The sequence below is a fragment of the Pseudomonas sp. PDM30 genome, from assembly GCF_019218985.1.
Taxonomy (GTDB): domain Bacteria; phylum Pseudomonadota; class Gammaproteobacteria; order Pseudomonadales; family Pseudomonadaceae; genus Aquipseudomonas; species Aquipseudomonas jessenii.
Genome location: NZ_JAHUWM010000006.1, coordinates 222,560 through 238,170, shown reverse-complemented (window position 1 = coordinate 238,170; position 15,611 = coordinate 222,560). Strand labels below are relative to the sequence as shown.

The following is a 15,611-nucleotide window of genomic DNA, read 5'->3' as shown; positions in this document are numbered from 1 at the left end:
GAACATCATGACTGCGAAGGTTCAATTGATCTCCCCGGTCGATGGCCGGGTGTACGCCGAACGCGCGGTGGCCGATGCGGCGCAGATCGAGCAGGCGCTGACGGCCGCTGCCAGCGCACAGGCGGCATGGCAACGCCGCTCACTGAGCGAACGCGCGGCGTTTTGCACTGCCGCGGTGGACGCAATGCTGTCGATGCAGGCCGACATCGTGCCGGAGCTGGCCTGGCAAATGGGCCGCCCGGTGCGTTATGGCGCCGGCGAACTGCGCGGTTTCGCCGAACGCGCCCGACACATGATCGCTATCGCACCGCAGGTCCTTGACCGGGTAGAGCCCGAGCCTGTCGCGGGATTTCGCCGCTATATCAAACGCGAGCCGCTGGGCACGGTGCTGGTGGTCGCTCCGTGGAATTACCCCTATCTGACGGCGGTGAACACGATTATCCCGGCGCTGATGGCCGGCAACAGCGTGATCCTCAAGCATGCGTCGCAAACGCTGCTGGTGGGCGAGCGCTTCGCCGAGGCCATGCGTCGCGCAAAACTGCCCGAGGGGTTGTTCCAGAATCTGCTGCTCGACCATGTGTCGACCGGGGCGATCATTGCTTGCGGGCGCGTGCAGCAAGTGAACTTCACCGGTTCCGTGGAGGCTGGAAAAGTCATGGAAAGCGTCGCCAGCGGACAATTTCTCGGTATGGGCCTGGAGCTCGGCGGAAAAGACCCGGCCTATGTCCGGGCAGACGCGAACCTTGAACAGGCGGTGGAAAATCTGGTGGACGGCAGTTTCTTCAATTCCGGGCAGAGTTGCTGCGCCGTGGAACGCATCTACGTCGACCAGAAAATCTACCCGGTGTTTGTCGAGCGCTTCGCCGAACTGACCCGCCAGTACGTGCTGGGCAACCCACTGGATGAAGCCACCACCCTCGGTCCGCTGGTGACACCGGGCGCCGCATTCTTCGTTCGCGGCCAGATTGCCGATGCGCTGGCCCAGGGCGCCAAAGCGCTGATCGATCCGAAGTCCTTTCCCGCCGACGTGCCGGGCAGCGCCTACCTGGCACCGCAAGTGCTGGTGGACGTGAACCATCAAATGTCGGTCATGCGCGACGAAAGCTTTGGCCCGGTGGTCGGCATCATGCCGGTGGCCAGCGATGAAGAAGCCATCGCCTTGATGAATGACAGTGAGTTCGGGCTCAGCGCTTCCATCTGGACCCGGGATCTTGCAGCGGCCGAACGCCTGGGCAACGAGATCGCCACTGGCACGGTGTTCATGAACCGCTGCGACTATCTGGACCCGGCATTGGCCTGGACCGGCGTGAAGAACAGCGGTCGCGGCGTCACCCTGTCGCCACTGGGCTACGAGCACCTGACCCGGGCCAAATCCTTTCATCTGCGTCACGAGGTGTAGACCATGAACCTGACAGGAAACTGGAACTACCCCACGAGCGTTCGTTTCGGTGTCGGGCGCATCGCCGAACTGGCCGAGGTCTGTCGCAGCCAGGGTATCCAGCGACCTTTACTTGTGACCGACAGCGGCCTGGCGCGCGCACCGATCACCACGGCGGCACTGGACGCATTGCGCGCCGCCGGTCTTGGCGTGGCGCTGTTTTGTGACCTCAAGCCCAATCCGGTGGAAGCCAACCTGGCTGGCGGGCTCGATGCCTGGCGTGCCGGCCAGCACGATGGCGTGATCGCGTTCGGCGGCGGCAGTGGCCTGGACATGGGCAAGCTCATTGCCTTCATGAGCGGCCAGACCCGTCCGGTCTGGGACTTCGAAGACATCGGCGACTACTGGACCCGCGCCGACGACAGCCGCATCGCCCCGGTCATTGCCGTGCCGACCACGGCGGGAACCGGTTCCGAAGTCGGCCGTGCGGCGGTGATCATCGACGAGCGCACCCACACCAAACGCATCATCTTCCACCCGAAAATGATGCCCCGCGTGGTGATCAGCGATCCGGCCCTCACCGTCGGCATGCCCGCCAAAATCACCGCAGGCACCGGCATGGACGCGCTGTCCCATTGCCTGGAAGCGTACTGCGCCCCCGGCTTTCACCCCCTGGCCGATGGCATTGCCGTGGAGGGCATGCGCCTGGTGGCCAACTCACTGGTGAAGGCGGTACACACGCCGTCGGACCTTGAGGCCCGCGCACAAATGCTCGCGGCGGCGGCCATGGGCGCCACGGCATTCCAGAAAGGCCTGGGCGGGATGCATGCGCTCTCCCATCCGGTGGGTGCGTTGTATGACACCCATCACGGCATGACCAATGCCACCTTCATGCCCTATGTCCTGCACTTCAATCGCTCGGCCATCGAGGAGCGCATCACCCGCCTGGCGGCGTACCTGCGCCTGCCCTCCCCGGGGTTCGACAGTTTCCTGGCCTTCGTCCTCAAGCTGCGCAAGGACATCGGCGTGCCCCATACCCTGGTTGAACTGGGCGTTGATGACCGGCAGGCCGACCTGATCGCCGACATGGCGATTGTCGACCCTTCCGCTGGCGGCAACCCGCTGCCATTGACCCGGGACGGCGTGGCAAAGATTTTCGACGCGGCACTTCACGGCCGTCTGTAGGAGCGTGCCTGCTCGCAATGGACTTGAGGATGACGCGGGGTGTCAGGCTCCCCGCGTCATCGTTGACGTTCATCGCGAGCAAGCTCGCTCCTACAGAAAACCAAGGTCGAGCCTACGGCGGCTCAGTTCGGCCTGTCCAAAACCTGAAAAGGGGCACACATCATGAACCCAGCAAGCCAGCCGGGCACCGAAACGCACGACGATGACGTCAAGGTGCTGCACAGCATGGGCTATGCCCAGCAACTCTCACGACGAATGGGGGTTTTCTCCAACTTCGCCATTTCCTTTTCGATCATCTGCATCCTCTCGGGTGGCATCAACTCCCTGGCCCAGGGCACCTCGGGCGCGGGCGGGGCATCCATCGGGATCGGCTGGCCAATCGGTTGCCTGATCTCCGGGGTATTCGCCATGGCCATGGCGCAGATTTCCTCGGCCTACCCCACCGCTGGCGGCCTGTACCACTGGGGCTCGATCCTCGGTAACCGCTTCACCGGCTGGCTGACCGCGTGGTTCAACCTGCTGGGGCTGGTCACCGTGCTGGGCGCGATCAACGTCGGTACCTATTACTTCTTTTTCGGTGCCTTCGGGCCGGCACTGGGCATGGAGGACACGACCACGGTCAGGGTGATTTTCCTGGCAATCCTCACCGGCCTGCAGGCCTTGTGCAACCACTTGGGTATCGGCCTGACCGCCAAACTCACTGACTTCTCAGGTTACCTGATCTTCGCCACGGCGCTGGCCCTGACCATCGTCTGCCTGATATCGGCACCCAGCTATGAATTCGCACGGCTGTGGACCTTCGGCAACTATTCCGGCGAAGCGGGTGGCAGCGTCTGGCCGCTGGTCTCCAACGGCTGGGTGTTCATGCTCGGCCTGTTGTTGCCGATCTACACCATCACCGGCTATGACGCCTCTGCGCATACCTCCGAGGAAACCCGCAACGCGGCCATGTCGGTGCCGCGCGGCATGGTCATGTCGGTGGTCTGGTCGTTGCTGTTCGGCTGGCTGATGCTCAGCGCGTTCGTGCTGATGCTGCCGAACATGGACGAGGCGGCCAAGCAAGGCTGGAACGTGTTTTTCTGGGCCATGAACACCCAGGTCGACCCGACACTGAAACTGGTGCTTTTCGTGGCGATCTTCATTTCGCAGGTGCTCTGCGGGCTGGCCACCGTCACCTCGGTTTCACGGATGATCTTCGCGTTCTCCCGGGACGGAGGCCTGCCCTGCTCAAAAGCGCTGTCCTCGGTCTCATCGACCCATCGCAGCCCGGTGGCAGCGATCTGGACCGGTGCCACCCTAGCGGTGTTGTTCGTCTGGGGATCGTCGGTGATCTCGATCGGGACAACGCCGGTCTATACCATCGTGGTGTCCTGCACGGTGATCTTCCTGTTCTTCTCCTTCGCCATTCCCATCGCGCTCGGCCTGTTTACCTTTGGGACGTCGAAGTGGCCGACCATGGGGCCGTGGAACATGGGGCGTTTCTGGTACTCGGTGTTCGCCATCCTCTCGATCCTGGCGATGATCATCATTTTCGTCATCGGCATCCAGCCACCGAACGATTGGGCGCTGTACATCACCATCGGTTTCCTGATCCTGACGGCCATCGTCTGGTTCGGTTTTGAAGCCCGGCGCTTCCAGGGGCCACCGGTGGGCGACATGATCGTCAAGCGCCAGGCTGAAATTGCCGCGGCGGAGGCGGCGTTGGACAGGAAATAGGCGAGTGCTGATTAACCTGTGGGAGCGAGCTTGCTCGCGATGGTGGCGTGTCAGGCGCCATCGATGTTGGATGTGCCGGCCTAATCGCGAGCAAGCTCGCTCCCACAAGGTTGTTTGGCGTTTCCGAGCTTTGCGGGTGGCTGCATTCCCCTGTGGGAGCGAGCTTGCTCGCGATGGCGGTGTGTCAGGCGCCATTGATGTTGGATGTGCCGGCCTAATTGCGAGCAAGCTCGCTCCCACAAGGTTGTTTGGCGTTTCCGGTTTTTTTGCAGGCTGATGATCTATCCTGTGCCTCCCCGATTCCGCCCCGGAGACACCTGTGCCCGCCCTCACCGCCCGCGAGGTTTACCAGCCGTTGCGCGATGCCGCTCAAGGCATTTGCACCTTCAAGCGAGTCGACGACGCCTGCGAGCCTGACCATGTACAGGTCGACATCGACGGCTGGCGCCTGACGCTCGACGTCGACGCCGGTCACCTGCGCCACTGCCTGCACGGCCAAAGCCCCGATGGCCGAGAATATGTGTTCGACAACGGGCAGCGCTTCGGCACCGACCCGGTGAGTTTGCTCAGCACCTGGGAGCTGGCGCAGATTGAACGGCTGCTGGCCTGAATCTTTCGCAACCTGTCGTTCCCTGGCCGCACTTGTGATACACAAGCCGGAGTGATTTTCGCGTCCAAGGAGGTTCTGCCCATGCCCCATTCCCTGCGCCTGCCGCACTGGCTGGCCTGCGCCCTGCTCGGCTTGCTCGCTGGCAGCGCCCAAGCCGGCATGACACCCCCGGCGCCAGATGCCTTGCAGCCCTTGCTGGCGACGATGAATGAGCGGTTGAACATCAGCGAACTGGTGGCGCTGACCAAGTGGGACAGCGGCAAACCGGTCCAGGACAACACCCGGGAAGCGCAAGTCATCGCCAACGCCAGGAAGCAGGCGTCCGAGCGCAAGCTTGACCCCGACGATGTCGCCGACCTGATCGCCGCCCAGATTGAAGCCAGCAAACTGGTGCAATACGGCCGGCTCGCACAATGGCAAGCGGCGCACAAGGCACCGGACACGCCACGGCCAGACCTGGGCAACGACATCCGGCCCAAGCTCGACAACCTGCAGAACCTGCTGCTCACGCAGTACGCCGCGTTCCTGCCCTACCGCAACGACCCGAACTGCCCGCAATGGCTGGCCACCGAACGTTCCGCGCTGATCAAGGATTATTTGCATGGCCAGGCGATGATTCGTGCGACCGGGGAGCTGTGTATTGCAGGGCGATAACGTCAAATGAGCCACATTGAAACCCTCGCCAAAATCCTGCTCGGCCCGTTGTTGCTGGCGCAGGGCCTGTATACGCGGCGGGTGACGCCCAAGTTGCCGGAGGCCGAAGGTGACCGCCAGGGCAAGGCCGGCAGCGGTGACGTGCTGCGCTTGTTGATTGTCGGCGACAGCGCCGCAGCGGGGGTGGGTGCGGCGACTCAAGGTGAAGCCCTCAGTGGTCGGCTGGTCGCGCGCCTGGCCGATGATTACCAGTTGTCGTGGAAACTCTGGGCGCACTCGGGGCTGGATTCACAAGGGTTGCTGGAGCTGCTCGAACAGCACGCCCCCGAGCCGTTCGATGTGGCGCTGTTGTCGATTGGCGTCAACGATGTCACCAGCTCTCTCACCCTGGATCAGTGGCTCGCTCGGCAACGGCGTTTGATGGCGCTGCTGTGCGACAAATACGCGGTGAGGCAGATCGTGGTGTCGCCGCTTCCGCCGATGCATTTGTTCCCCGCACTGCCCCAGCCGCTGCGCTGGTTTCTGGGTTTCAGGGCGCGGCGGTTCAATGCACATCTTGCGGATCTGGCCGCACGCCTGGATCAATGTACGATGCTGACCACCCCGCTGGCGCCCGAACCGGGCCTGATGGCCAGCGATGGCTTTCATCCGGGGCCGCTGCTCTACCGTCAATGGGCTGACGATGCCGCCTGGGTGATCGACCAACGCTTTCGCACCACAACAATAAAAACAGGAGTTGAAGATGTCTGAGCTGAAACTGAACCCCAATGTCGCAGCGTCCCTGAAGCAGTGGCACGCGATGCTCGACAACCGCGACTTGAGCGGTTTGCCCGAAATGCTCGATCCGCAGGCGGTGTTCCGTTCGCCGATGGCGCACACGCCGTATCCGGGAGCGCCGGTGGTGTCGATGATCCTCAATACGGTCATGGACGTGTTCGAGGATTTTGCCTATCACCGTGAGCTGACGACCGCGGATGGCTTGAGCGTGATTCTCGAATTCAGCGCCAGGGTCGGCGAGAAAGAGCTGAAGGGCATCGACATGATCCGCTTCAACGAACAAGGCAAGATTGTCGAGTTTGAAGTGATGGTACGGCCGCTCAGTGGCTTGCAGGCGCTGGGTGAGGAAATGGGGCGACGGTTGGGGGCTTACCTGAAGGCCAGCAAGGCCTGATGTCCTGATCCCGCCCCCCCTGTAGGAGCGAGCCTGCTCGCGATGGTCGTCAACGAAAACGCGTGCTTGCTGGCTAAACGCGGCGCTCTTGAGTCCATCGCGAGCAAGCTCGCTCCTACAGGTTTTGTGTAAAACCGGAAGTCATCACACCATCGGCTGGTGACTGGTCACGCAGTGAATGCCGCCACCGCCCGCGGAGATCGCGTCGATGTCGAGTTGCACCACCTTGCGCTGCGGGTAGAGTTCGGACAGCAGGTCGAAGGCCTTGGCATCGGCTTCTTCGTCGCCGAATTGCGGAGCGATGATCGCGCCGTTGATCACGAAGTAGTTGATGTAGCCCGCGGCGAAGTCCGGGTTGTCGTTGCTGAACCGGCTGTTGCGCGGGTTGAGCGGCGGCGACACGGTATGCACCTGCAACTTGCGGCCATCGGCATCCGTGGCGTTTTCCAGGATCTGCAGATGGGCGCGAGTGACCTTGTAGTCGTAGGACTCGGGGTCGTTGTCGAGGTTGGCGATGACCACGCCGGGCTTGACGAAGCGCGCATAGAAATCGACGTGGGCGTCGGTGATGTCCTTGCCCTTGATGCCCGGCAGCCAGATGATTTTGCGCAGCCCCAGCCGCTCTTTAAGTTCTGCCTCGACCTCGGCCTTGCTCCAGTCGGGATTGCGGTTGCGGTTGATCCAGCTGCTCTCGGTCATGATCCCGGTGCCGTGGCCATCCACTTCTATGCCACCGCCCTCGCCCACCAGTTCGCTTTGTTGGTAATCCGCCTTGGCGTTTTCGGCGACCAGGGCGGCCAGTTGCGCATCGTCCGCATGCTGCTGTTTGTTGCCCCAGCCGTTGAAGTTGAAGTCCACGGCGCCGAGGTCGCCGTTGCCATCGACGACAAAATTGGCGCCGATGTCGCGCATCCAGATGTCATCCAGTTCGGTGATCACGAAGGTGGTGTTGTGGCTGCCGCATTTGGCTTCGGCCAGGCGCCGTTCGCTCTGGCGACAGAACACGGTGACCGGCTCGTGTTCGGCAATGCTGCGGGCGATCCGGCCAAGGGCGTCTTGCACGTGGGGCGTGAAGTCCTCCCAGATCGCGGCCTGTGCCCCGAAGGCGATGAAGGCCCGCTGGTGTTTGTCCCCTTCATCGGGCATGTACCAGTTGCCTTTACCGGCCGCTCGCACCGGCAGGGAGGCAAAGCCCAATCCCATGGACGCCAGCGCGCCCAGTCCGGCAGCGACCGATACCTGCTTGATGAATGTTCGACGTGTCGGCATGTGTTTTCCTGAAATCGAGGTTTGGCCGGCCCTCGGGCCGGCCGATGATCATTTGACTGTAGCGGTCTTGAACTTGGTCCAGGTGCGCATGCGTGCCCGCATGTCGGCCTGGGGAATGTCCTTACCGGGAATCAGCCGCGCGTAGGTGGCATCATCGAGGTAAATGTCCGGATTGTTGCGCATCGCGGCATCGACATCCGGGCGTGCCTTGGCGTTGGAAGTCGGGTAGCCGGTGAAGTTGCTGATAGCTGCCATGTTCTGCGGGCGCATCACGAAGTTGATGAACGCGTAGGCGTACTCCGGATGCCGGGCGTCGACGGGAATGGCCATGGTGTCCATCCACACCGTGGTGCCTTCGCGGGGGATGCGGTAGTGGAAGGCGGTTTTCTTGCCGGCACTATCAGACGTGCGTTGCGCCTGGGTCATGTCGCCGCTGTAGCCGAGGGACATGCACAGGTTGCCGTTGACCAGGTCGGTCACCGGTTGCGACTGGAATTTGCGAATGTACGGCCGCAGTTTCATCAGCAAGTCACTGGCCGCCGCCAGGTCCGCCGGTTTGGCGCTCCGCGGGTCGCGGCCCAGGTAATTGAGCACCACGGCCAGCACTTCGTCCGGCGAGTCGATCATCGAGATGCCGCAGTCGGCGAATTTCGCCGCCAGTTCCGGTTTGAACAGCATGTCCAGGCTGTCGACCGGCGCATCCGGCGCACGCTGGGCGATCTGCCCGGCGTTGTAGGTCAGGCCGATGGTGCCCCAGGTGTACGGGACCGTGGCCTGGCGCGACTGCTCATAGTGCGAGCGCAATTTCTGCAACCCCGGCTCGACGTCGTTCAGAGCAGTAAGTTTTGACTGATCCAAGGGCTGCAAACTGCCGGCGCGCATCAGGCGTTCGGCCACGGTGTCACCGGGGAAGATCAGGTCGTAGCCGCTGCCGCCAGCGAGCATTTTCGCTTCCAGGGTTTCACTGCCGTCCATCACGTCGTAGATCACTTTGATCCCGGTTTCGGCGGTGAACTTGCTCAAGGTGTCCTCGGCGAAATAGTCGGCCCAGTTGTACAGCCGCAGGGTTTTCTCTTCGGCGTGCAACGCAGGCACCGCACAGCTCAGCGCCAGCCCCATGGCCAGGCACAGCTTGTCGATCGTGTTCATGTCACACCCCTTGGGTTGCCCAGCGTGAATGGATCTGACGACCGTCCTGGGTCAACAAGGCGCCGTACATTTCCGGACGGCGATCGCGGTAGATACCCCAGGTCAGGCGGTCCTCGCGCATGGCCGCCAGGTCCAGGCTGTGGACCAGCACGCCGGTGCTGTCGCGGTCGGCTTCGGCGAGCAACTTGCCCTTGTGGTTGCAGATGAACGACGAGCCATAGAAGCTCATTTGCAGAGTCGGGTCGGTGGTCGCCGCTTCCCGGCCGACCCGGTTGGCCGCCACCACCGGCAGCAGGTTGGCGGCGGCGTGGCCGCGCATGGTCATCTGCCAGTGATCCCGGGAATCGAGAGTGGCACAACCCGGTTCGGAGCCGATGGCCGTCGGGAACAGCAGCACTTCGGCCCCCATCAACGCCAGGCAGCGAGCGGTTTCGGGGAACCACTGATCCCAGCAGATGCCCAGGCCGATGCGCCCTAACGCGGTGTCCCAGACCCGGAAACCGCTGTCGCCGGGGCTGAAGTATTCTTTCTCCTGATAGCCGATGGCGTTGGGGATGTGGGTCTTGCGGTACACACCCAACAGGCGCCCGTCGGCGTCGGCCACGCTCAGTGAGTTGAAGTAGGCGTTGCCGGCCTTCTCATACCAGCTCAGCGGCAGCACCACGCCCAACTCTTTCGCCAATGCGGCGAAGCGCTGGAGCACGTGGCTGTCGCGATACTCCTCGGCCAGTGCCAGGTGTTTGTGGTGTTGCTCGATGCAGAAATACGGCGTGGCGAACAGCTCCTGCAACAGGATGACCTGCGCGCCCTTGGCCGCCGCTTCGCGGACCAGTTGCTCGGCCTGGTCGAGGTTGTGTTTCAGGTCCCAGGTGCAGGGCATCTGGGTGGTGGCGATGGTCAGCAGTGTCATGGCATCAACCCCGCACCGGCCAGGCCGGCTGTTGCTGGGTGATGCAATGCACGCCGCCACCGCCATGGGCCAGATGGTTGATCCGCACCGGCACCACTTCACGACCGGGGAACGCCTGCGCCAGCACTTCGGCAGCGACCTTGTCGGCATCGATGCCGTAGGCCGGCATGATGATCGCGCCGTTGGTGATATAGAAATTGGTGTAGGAGGCGCAGAACACTTCGGCCTCGGTGTCCACCGCATCGGTGGCTTCGAACAGTTCGATCAGTTCGAACTGGCGGCCCTGGGCGTCGGTGGCCAGTTCAAGGGCGCGGCGGTTCTCCCGGGCCACTTCGGCGTACACCGATTGCTTGTCGTGGGTGGCGTCCACCAGCAACACGCCGGGACGGGCAAAGGCGCACACGCCATCGACGTGGCCGTCGGTCATGTCGCCGGTCACATAGTCGGGATCGCCCGGCAGCCAGATGGTTTTCTTCACACCCAGCAGGCGGGTGAAGATCTCTTCGATCTCGGCCTTGCTCACGCCCGGGTTGCGATTGGGGTTGAGCAACACCGATTCGGTGGTGATCAGCGTGCCCTCGCCGTCCACATGAATCGCGCCACCCTCGTTGCTCAACGCCGTGCCGAAGCACTCCAGTCCCAAATGATTGAGCGCACGGCGGGCCAGGCTTTCGTCCAGATCGTGGGCCGACTTGCCGCCCCACGCATTGAAGCGCCAGCTCACACCGGCCAGGCCTTGCTGCGGGTGGCAGACGAAGCTCGGGCCGGAGTCGCGGCACCAGCTGTCGTTGACCGCCAGTTCGATCAACTCGATGTTCGGTCCGCACAAGGCTTTGGCACTGGCGATAGCTGAAGGATCGACCACCAGTTTCACCGGTTCGAAGCGGGCGATGGCGTTGGCCACCCGGGCGAAATCTTCTTGAACCTGTGGCAGTGTCACCCGCCAGCCTGACTCCCACAGGGTCTTGTTGTGCGGCCAGACCATCCAGGTGGCGGCGTGAGTGACCCACTCGGCCGGCATCGTCCAACCGCTGTTTTGAATTACGTTCTGCTGCATGACAAGCACCTCTGAGTTAAGTCATTGTGTTCAATGAAAACGGCCTTGGCGGTCTTGGCATGCATGCTACGGCTGGAAAAACAGGCAAACAAACGATGGATTTTGCAGGCAACTGATTAGAGGAGCTTATCGATATGCTCAAACACTGGCCGCCCCTGAGCACCTTGCGCGGCTTCGAAGCCGCCGCCCGGCTGGGCAGTTTTCACAAGGCTGCCGACGAGTTGCACCTCACCCAATCGGCGATCAGCCAGCAGATCCGCAGCCTTGAGGCCTACCTGGAACAACCGTTGTTCCATCGCAGCGGGCGCAGCGTCAGCCTGACCGATGCCGGGCACGATCTGCTGAGCACCACCCAGGCGTTGTTGCAGCAACTGGCGGTGGGCATTCGCCGCTTGGGGCAATACCAGAAGCCCAATCAACTGGTACTCAACACCACCCCGGCGTTTGCCCGGCACTGGTTGTTGCCACGGTTGGGGGATTTCCGCCGACAGCATCCGCAGGTCGATCTGTGGATTTTCAGCACCGATGAAGTGCCGGACATGGCCAGCCAGACCATCGACCTGGCGGTGCGCGACGACATCAGTTCCCAGGCCGAATGCAGTTTCAAGGTGCTGCACGCCGACCGCCTCTACCCGGCGTGTCACCCGAGCCTGTTGGCCGTGCCCGTGGAACAGCGCACCACCTTGCATGGCGAGCGGGAAATGGACTGGAGCCACTGGGCGGTGGAATCGGGCATAGATGTGGGGCAGATGGATCAGGGGCTGAATTTTTCCGATCCGGGTTTGCTGCTGGACGCGGCCTGTACCGGCCTGGGCATTGCGCTGGTGAGCCAGTTGCTGAGTCGGCAGGCACGGGCCACCGGGCTGTTGCAACCGATGGTGGAGCAAACCATCCGCGGCCCGAACTGGGCGCTGCTGACCCACCGTGACAGCGAGAACATCACGATGGCGCGGACCTTCACCCAGTGGCTGGTTGACAACCTGGCGGCCGAGCAGCAGACCACGGTGTGATCATTGCACCGGGAAGGTTTGCAAGTAGGCCAGCAGGTCTTCGATTTTTTCCGGGTCACTGAGGCCCCAGAAAATCATGCGGGTGCCGGGGACGACTTTCTTCGGCGCTTCGAGGTAGGCGATCAGGGTTTCGCGGTCCCAGACCAGGTTGGCGGATTTCATCGCGTCGGAATACACGTAGTCCGTGGTGACGGCGGAATGGCGACCGATCACGCCATTGAGTTGCGGGCCAAAGAAGGCGCGAGCCGATTCACCGATCTGATGGCAGCCGCTGCAGAGGCGCTTGTACACTTTCTCCCCGGCCTGGACATCGCCCGCAGCAAGGGTGGGTGTGCTGAACAGGCCCGCGATGAGCGCCGAGGCGAGGGTCAGTGCTGCGAGTTTCTTCATGTTCCGTTTCCAGTCGGGTGTTGCCGGATGGATATTGGAACATGCGGGCCGGGGATATCCCAAGTGGTCAAATGGACGCAATCCCTGTGGGAGCGGGCTTGCTCGCGAAAGCAGTAGTCCAGCCACCTACGATGTTGAATGTGAAGGCCTCTTCGCGAGCAAGCCCGCTCCCACAGGGGGCCTGCGCTCATCATGATGGTTGTGACCGATGAGGGTAGACGGTGTTCGAGGCTTGTCAGGAATCACTGACTGACGGCGCCTGGGGCACGGGGCGGGTTTTCACGGTGACGAACATTTTGATGCGGTCGCCGATTTCCTGGAGGGTATGGCGGAACGGGTCGTGTCTTTCGCTGGTGGTCGGGTCTTCGAAGCTCCAGACCATCACTTCACCGGTAAACGGCATGCGTGAGGCCTCTTCGCAAGACTTGTCGCACAGGGTGATGACGTAGTCGAATTCCTGACCTTCGAAATCTTCGAGGGACTTGCTGCGCAAGCCGCTGGCATCGACACCGATGTGATCGAGGGATTCGAATGTGCGCGGGTCGATCTCGCTGGCCTCAAGCCCGGCGCTGAAGGCCTGGAAATCGGCAGGATCGGTGTGGCGAAGCAGGGCTTCAGCCATGGGTGAGCGGACATCGTTTCGGGCGCAGACGAACAGCACGCGACGGGGGTCGGTCATGGGTTTACCTCGGCTGGCAGGTTTTTAGTGTTTGCTCATCAATCCATGCAGAACGCCGAACCGCAGACCCGGTTCCGACGCAATCATGTGCGTGATCCCGAACACCTTGAATGCCGCCAGCATCACCACCAGACCGCCGGGCAGAATGCTCAGGCGGTGGATGGGCAAACCGGCCAACTTGAGGTGTTTCACATGTTTGACTTCCAGCAGGCGCAACGACAGGCGCAACAGGCCACCGTAGGTGATGCCGCCTTGGCCGTCATCATTGAGGCCATTGGCCTTGAGCACCTTGGCCAGCATCCGCGCCGTCCCTGAAGAACCGATCGCCTGCTGCCAACCCATGGCGCGATAGCGGCGGGCAATGCGTTCGAATTGCACGGTGGCTGCGCGTTCGGCCTCCAGCAGCGCTTCGGCCACGATCCGCCCGCCGTGGAAGTAATGCGCACCGAAGGTGCCGCTGCCGATGGCAATGCTCTCGGTGACCAGCAACTGGTCGCCACGGCCGATGATCATTTCCGTGGAGCCACCGCCGATATCCACCACCAGCCGCGTGGTTTGCGCCGGCAAGGTGTGGGCGACGCCGGCGTAGACCAGTTGCGCCTCTTCGTGACCGGAAATGACGTCGATGCGAAAGCCCAGGTGCCGCTCGGCACTGGCCAGGAACAGCGGCGCATTGTCCGCCTCGCGCACCGCGCTGGTGGCCACCGCCCGCACGCGCCCGGCCTCGAAGCCGCGCAGTTTCTTGCCGAATCGCGCCAACGCCTGCCAGCCACGGTCCAGCGCCAATTCATCGAGCGCCCCGCCCTGCAGGCCCTCGGCCAGACGCACCGGTTCACGCAGGGTTTTCACTTCCTGGATGACCATCTGCTGGTTCCGTCTCACCGACTGGCCAATCATCAGGCGAAACGCATTGGAGCCCAGGTCGATGGCGGCAAACAGCGGGGCGTCTTTCATACGGGGTTCCTTGCACATTCATCTGCCGGCGGACTGACGGCCGCCGGTCACTCAAGACGGATTGCGAGGATCTTGCCATTGCTTCGATGACACCCGGATGACAGGCCTGGAGTTCTGAGCCACACCACAACAGTGGCAGGATTTTCGGCATCCTGATGGATGGCCATGAAGTTGTCATCGAATCGTCATGGACCGAGCGCCATACTCAGTCCATCCAATGCGTGCTTTAACTTTCCGCTGCCAGTCCCGGCAGCTTTTTTTTGCCTGAAATTGCCCTTACAAACACTCCTGCGCCGCACGCTCGAACGTCGACGGCACGAAGGTCGACGCCAGCAGCTTGCGCTCGTACAGGAATACCTTGCCGCCGTTCGAGGCTTTATAGGTTTCAAGCACGTTGTCCGCCGACACTTTGCTTGATATGACGATCCGGTAGCTGCGCTGGGTCTGCGACACCGTTGGGTTGAGCGCATCGTGCTGCAACTTCGGCACCACGCAATGGGTGTACTCCTCCGGTGACTTGCTGGTCTGCAAGGTCATGGTCGGATCGTTCGGCGTGGCACAACCGGCCAGCAGCAGCGAAGCGAAGGCCAGGGTCGGGGCAAAAACAGTGCGCATGAATCAGGTCCTGAATAGAAATCCACGGTGGATCGGGTTGCCCGCCGCTCAATGGACGTCGGGTTTTTTAGTTTGTTGTTGCGGTCAATCCGGCGGTTACCAGCGCCTTCAACGACGCATCGAACTGTTTCAGCGCGGTCAGTTGCAGGTCGCGTTGCTGTTCGATTTGCGCGGCGATCTCGGGCGCGGTCTTGCCATGCACCCACACCGACGGCAGTTGTTTTTCCACCGCGCCTTCGGCCTTGCCGATGTACTGCAGGTTGGCGTCGTAGAACCGCGCGGCGAAACGCGCCTCGACCCGGTCGTTACGCTGGGTCAGCAACTGGTTGTGGGTATCGAGCATCACCACCACATCGGGATGGGCCTGCACCAGGGCATCGAGATTTTCGTAGACCGTCACCGACAGAAAAGTGTGGTGCAACGAACCCATCAGCCAGTCGATGGCCAGGTCCGGATCGGAACTGTTGACGAACGCCTGGCGAATCCGCGTATCCAGTGCGTTCTTCGCACCGTTGACGGCCACCGAGTGGTATTGCTCAAGGTATTGCAGGTTTTCCACAGTGTTGTCGCTGTAGAGCACCCCGACCGTCTGACCGTATTGCAGCCTGCTGTGACCGCCGGTGATCGGCGGCAGATGGCAGGCGCGTGCGTCTTCGGCAAAGGCCGATGCGGTGGACGCAACACTGCCCAGCAACAGGGCAATTACAGCCAGTCGGGTCAAGATTTTCATCGCGCAGGTTCCTTGAGCAGCGTGTTCAATGCAGGCAATTTTCCGCCTTTGCGCACAAAACAGAACTTGCGATTCTTGATGGTGACTATTGATTGAACCAATAGTGCTGCGGCGCCAGCAGCTGCCTTTGGCGC

The 15,611-nt window shown here is 62.2% G+C and carries 17 protein-coding genes; 8 read left to right on the top strand and 9 right to left on the bottom strand.

The genetic code is table 11. From position 1 onward, the window contains the following. The first annotated feature begins 7 nt into the window (after positions 1–7). From KW840_RS16440 to KW840_RS16410, 7 genes are all read left to right on the top strand, one after another. The gene (locus tag KW840_RS16440) at positions 8–1,399 is read left to right on the top strand and encodes an aldehyde dehydrogenase family protein (protein ID WP_218496282.1); all 1,392 of its coding nucleotides are present in this window, start codon (positions 8–10) and stop codon (positions 1,397–1,399) included. Between the two features lie 3 nt (positions 1,400–1,402). Next, positions 1,403–2,563 carry an iron-containing alcohol dehydrogenase gene (locus KW840_RS16435; protein ID WP_090456528.1) on the top strand — a complete coding sequence of 387 codons (1,161 nt, stop codon included), beginning with the start codon at positions 1,403–1,405 and terminating at the stop codon, positions 2,561–2,563. Positions 2,564–2,725: 162 nt separating this feature from the next. Further along, positions 2,726–4,279, top strand: a complete 1,554-nt coding sequence (locus tag KW840_RS16430; protein ID WP_218496281.1) for an amino acid permease — start codon at positions 2,726–2,728, stop codon at positions 4,277–4,279. Between the two features lie 319 nt (positions 4,280–4,598). Beyond that, the gene (locus KW840_RS16425) at positions 4,599–4,889 is read left to right on the top strand and encodes a hypothetical protein (protein ID WP_057714224.1); all 291 of its coding nucleotides are present in this window, start codon (positions 4,599–4,601) and stop codon (positions 4,887–4,889) included. Between the two features lie 81 nt (positions 4,890–4,970). Then, on the top strand, positions 4,971–5,543 hold the full coding sequence (locus tag KW840_RS16420; protein WP_218496276.1) for a chorismate mutase: 573 nt from the start codon (positions 4,971–4,973) through the stop codon (positions 5,541–5,543). Positions 5,544–5,549: 6 nt separating this feature from the next. Next, positions 5,550–6,293, top strand: a complete 744-nt coding sequence (locus KW840_RS16415) for an SGNH/GDSL hydrolase family protein (RefSeq protein ID WP_218496274.1) — start codon at positions 5,550–5,552, stop codon at positions 6,291–6,293. Next, positions 6,286–6,714: a nuclear transport factor 2 family protein gene (locus KW840_RS16410; RefSeq protein WP_154861318.1), complete on the top strand. Its 429-nt coding sequence runs from the start codon at positions 6,286–6,288 to the stop codon at positions 6,712–6,714. The genes KW840_RS16415 and KW840_RS16410 overlap by 8 nt, the downstream gene beginning before the upstream one ends. A 144-nt stretch (positions 6,715–6,858) precedes the next feature. Here the strand turns inward: KW840_RS16410 and KW840_RS16405 are convergent, their stop codons facing one another. The 4 genes from KW840_RS16405 to KW840_RS16390 are packed head-to-tail and all read right to left on the bottom strand — an operon-like array spanning position 6,859 to position 11,099. Beyond that, positions 6,859–7,983, bottom strand: coding sequence for an agmatine/peptidylarginine deiminase (locus tag KW840_RS16405; protein WP_218496272.1), 1,125 nt, complete (start codon positions 7,981–7,983; stop codon positions 6,859–6,861). 48 nt (positions 7,984–8,031) lie between these two features. Continuing rightward, complete coding sequence (locus tag KW840_RS16400) at positions 8,032–9,132, bottom strand: extracellular solute-binding protein (RefSeq protein WP_150814775.1); 1,101 nt, start codon at positions 9,130–9,132, stop codon at positions 8,032–8,034. Position 9,133: 1 nt separating this feature from the next. Beyond that, on the bottom strand, positions 9,134–10,042 hold the full coding sequence (aguB, locus tag KW840_RS16395; RefSeq protein WP_218496269.1) for an N-carbamoylputrescine amidase: 909 nt from the start codon (positions 10,040–10,042) through the stop codon (positions 9,134–9,136). A gap of 4 nt (positions 10,043–10,046) precedes the next feature. Further along, positions 10,047–11,099, bottom strand: a complete 1,053-nt coding sequence (locus KW840_RS16390; RefSeq protein ID WP_218496266.1) for an agmatine/peptidylarginine deiminase — start codon at positions 11,097–11,099, stop codon at positions 10,047–10,049. 134 nt (positions 11,100–11,233) lie between these two features. On the opposite strand from KW840_RS16390, the gene KW840_RS16385 reads away from it, so the two are divergent. Further along, positions 11,234–12,109: a LysR family transcriptional regulator gene (locus KW840_RS16385; protein ID WP_218496264.1), complete on the top strand. Its 876-nt coding sequence runs from the start codon at positions 11,234–11,236 to the stop codon at positions 12,107–12,109. Here KW840_RS16385 and KW840_RS16380 read toward each other — a convergent pair whose 3' ends face one another. The 5 genes from KW840_RS16380 to KW840_RS16360 all read right to left on the bottom strand — a co-directional run bounded on the left by KW840_RS16380 (position 12,110) and on the right by KW840_RS16360 (position 15,477). Beyond that, entirely contained in the window at positions 12,110–12,499 is a 390-nt protein-coding gene (locus KW840_RS16380; RefSeq protein ID WP_218496263.1) for a cytochrome c family protein, read from the bottom strand. A 235-nt stretch (positions 12,500–12,734) separates the two neighbouring features. Then, a complete protein-coding gene (locus KW840_RS16375; RefSeq protein WP_218496262.1) occupies positions 12,735–13,178 on the bottom strand; it encodes an arsenate reductase ArsC in 444 nt (147 codons plus the stop codon). A gap of 24 nt (positions 13,179–13,202) precedes the next feature. Beyond that, complete coding sequence (locus tag KW840_RS16370) at positions 13,203–14,132, bottom strand: phosphatase (RefSeq protein ID WP_090456546.1); 930 nt, start codon at positions 14,130–14,132, stop codon at positions 13,203–13,205. Between the two features lie 276 nt (positions 14,133–14,408). Continuing rightward, positions 14,409–14,747 carry a hypothetical protein gene (locus KW840_RS16365; protein WP_218496261.1) on the bottom strand — a complete coding sequence of 113 codons (339 nt, stop codon included), beginning with the start codon at positions 14,745–14,747 and terminating at the stop codon, positions 14,409–14,411. Positions 14,748–14,814: 67 nt separating this feature from the next. After that, a complete protein-coding gene (locus KW840_RS16360; RefSeq protein WP_218496259.1) occupies positions 14,815–15,477 on the bottom strand; it encodes an ATPase in 663 nt (220 codons plus the stop codon). Positions 15,478–15,611: the final 134 nt, after the last annotated feature.

Excerpts from the sequence above, each read along its gene's own strand:
- KW840_RS16435 (WP_090456528.1), top strand. The coding sequence starts at position 1,403 with ATGAACCTGACAGGAAACTGGAACTACCCCACGAGCGTTCGTTTCGGT.
- KW840_RS16420 (WP_218496276.1), top strand. The coding sequence starts at position 4,971 with ATGCCCCATTCCCTGCGCCTGCCGCACTGGCTGGCCTGCGCCCTGCTC.
- KW840_RS16410 (WP_154861318.1), top strand. The coding sequence starts at position 6,286 with ATGTCTGAGCTGAAACTGAACCCCAATGTCGCAGCGTCCCTGAAGCAG.
- KW840_RS16415 (WP_218496274.1), top strand. The coding sequence starts at position 5,550 with ATGAGCCACATTGAAACCCTCGCCAAAATCCTGCTCGGCCCGTTGTTG.
- KW840_RS16400 (WP_150814775.1), bottom strand. The coding sequence starts at position 9,132 with ATGAACACGATCGACAAGCTGTGCCTGGCCATGGGGCTGGCGCTGAGC.
- KW840_RS16440 (WP_218496282.1), top strand. The coding sequence starts at position 8 with ATGACTGCGAAGGTTCAATTGATCTCCCCGGTCGATGGCCGGGTGTAC.
- aguB (WP_218496269.1), bottom strand. The coding sequence starts at position 10,042 with ATGACACTGCTGACCATCGCCACCACCCAGATGCCCTGCACCTGGGAC.
- KW840_RS16365 (WP_218496261.1), bottom strand. The coding sequence starts at position 14,747 with ATGCGCACTGTTTTTGCCCCGACCCTGGCCTTCGCTTCGCTGCTGCTG.
- KW840_RS16375 (WP_218496262.1), bottom strand. The coding sequence starts at position 13,178 with ATGACCGACCCCCGTCGCGTGCTGTTCGTCTGCGCCCGAAACGATGTC.
- KW840_RS16380 (WP_218496263.1), bottom strand. The coding sequence starts at position 12,499 with ATGAAGAAACTCGCAGCACTGACCCTCGCCTCGGCGCTCATCGCGGGC.
- KW840_RS16385 (WP_218496264.1), top strand. The coding sequence starts at position 11,234 with ATGCTCAAACACTGGCCGCCCCTGAGCACCTTGCGCGGCTTCGAAGCC.
- KW840_RS16430 (WP_218496281.1), top strand. The coding sequence starts at position 2,726 with ATGAACCCAGCAAGCCAGCCGGGCACCGAAACGCACGACGATGACGTC.
- KW840_RS16370 (WP_090456546.1), bottom strand. The coding sequence starts at position 14,132 with ATGAAAGACGCCCCGCTGTTTGCCGCCATCGACCTGGGCTCCAATGCG.
- KW840_RS16405 (WP_218496272.1), bottom strand. The coding sequence starts at position 7,983 with ATGCCGACACGTCGAACATTCATCAAGCAGGTATCGGTCGCTGCCGGA.
- KW840_RS16390 (WP_218496266.1), bottom strand. The coding sequence starts at position 11,099 with ATGCAGCAGAACGTAATTCAAAACAGCGGTTGGACGATGCCGGCCGAG.
- KW840_RS16360 (WP_218496259.1), bottom strand. The coding sequence starts at position 15,477 with ATGAAAATCTTGACCCGACTGGCTGTAATTGCCCTGTTGCTGGGCAGT.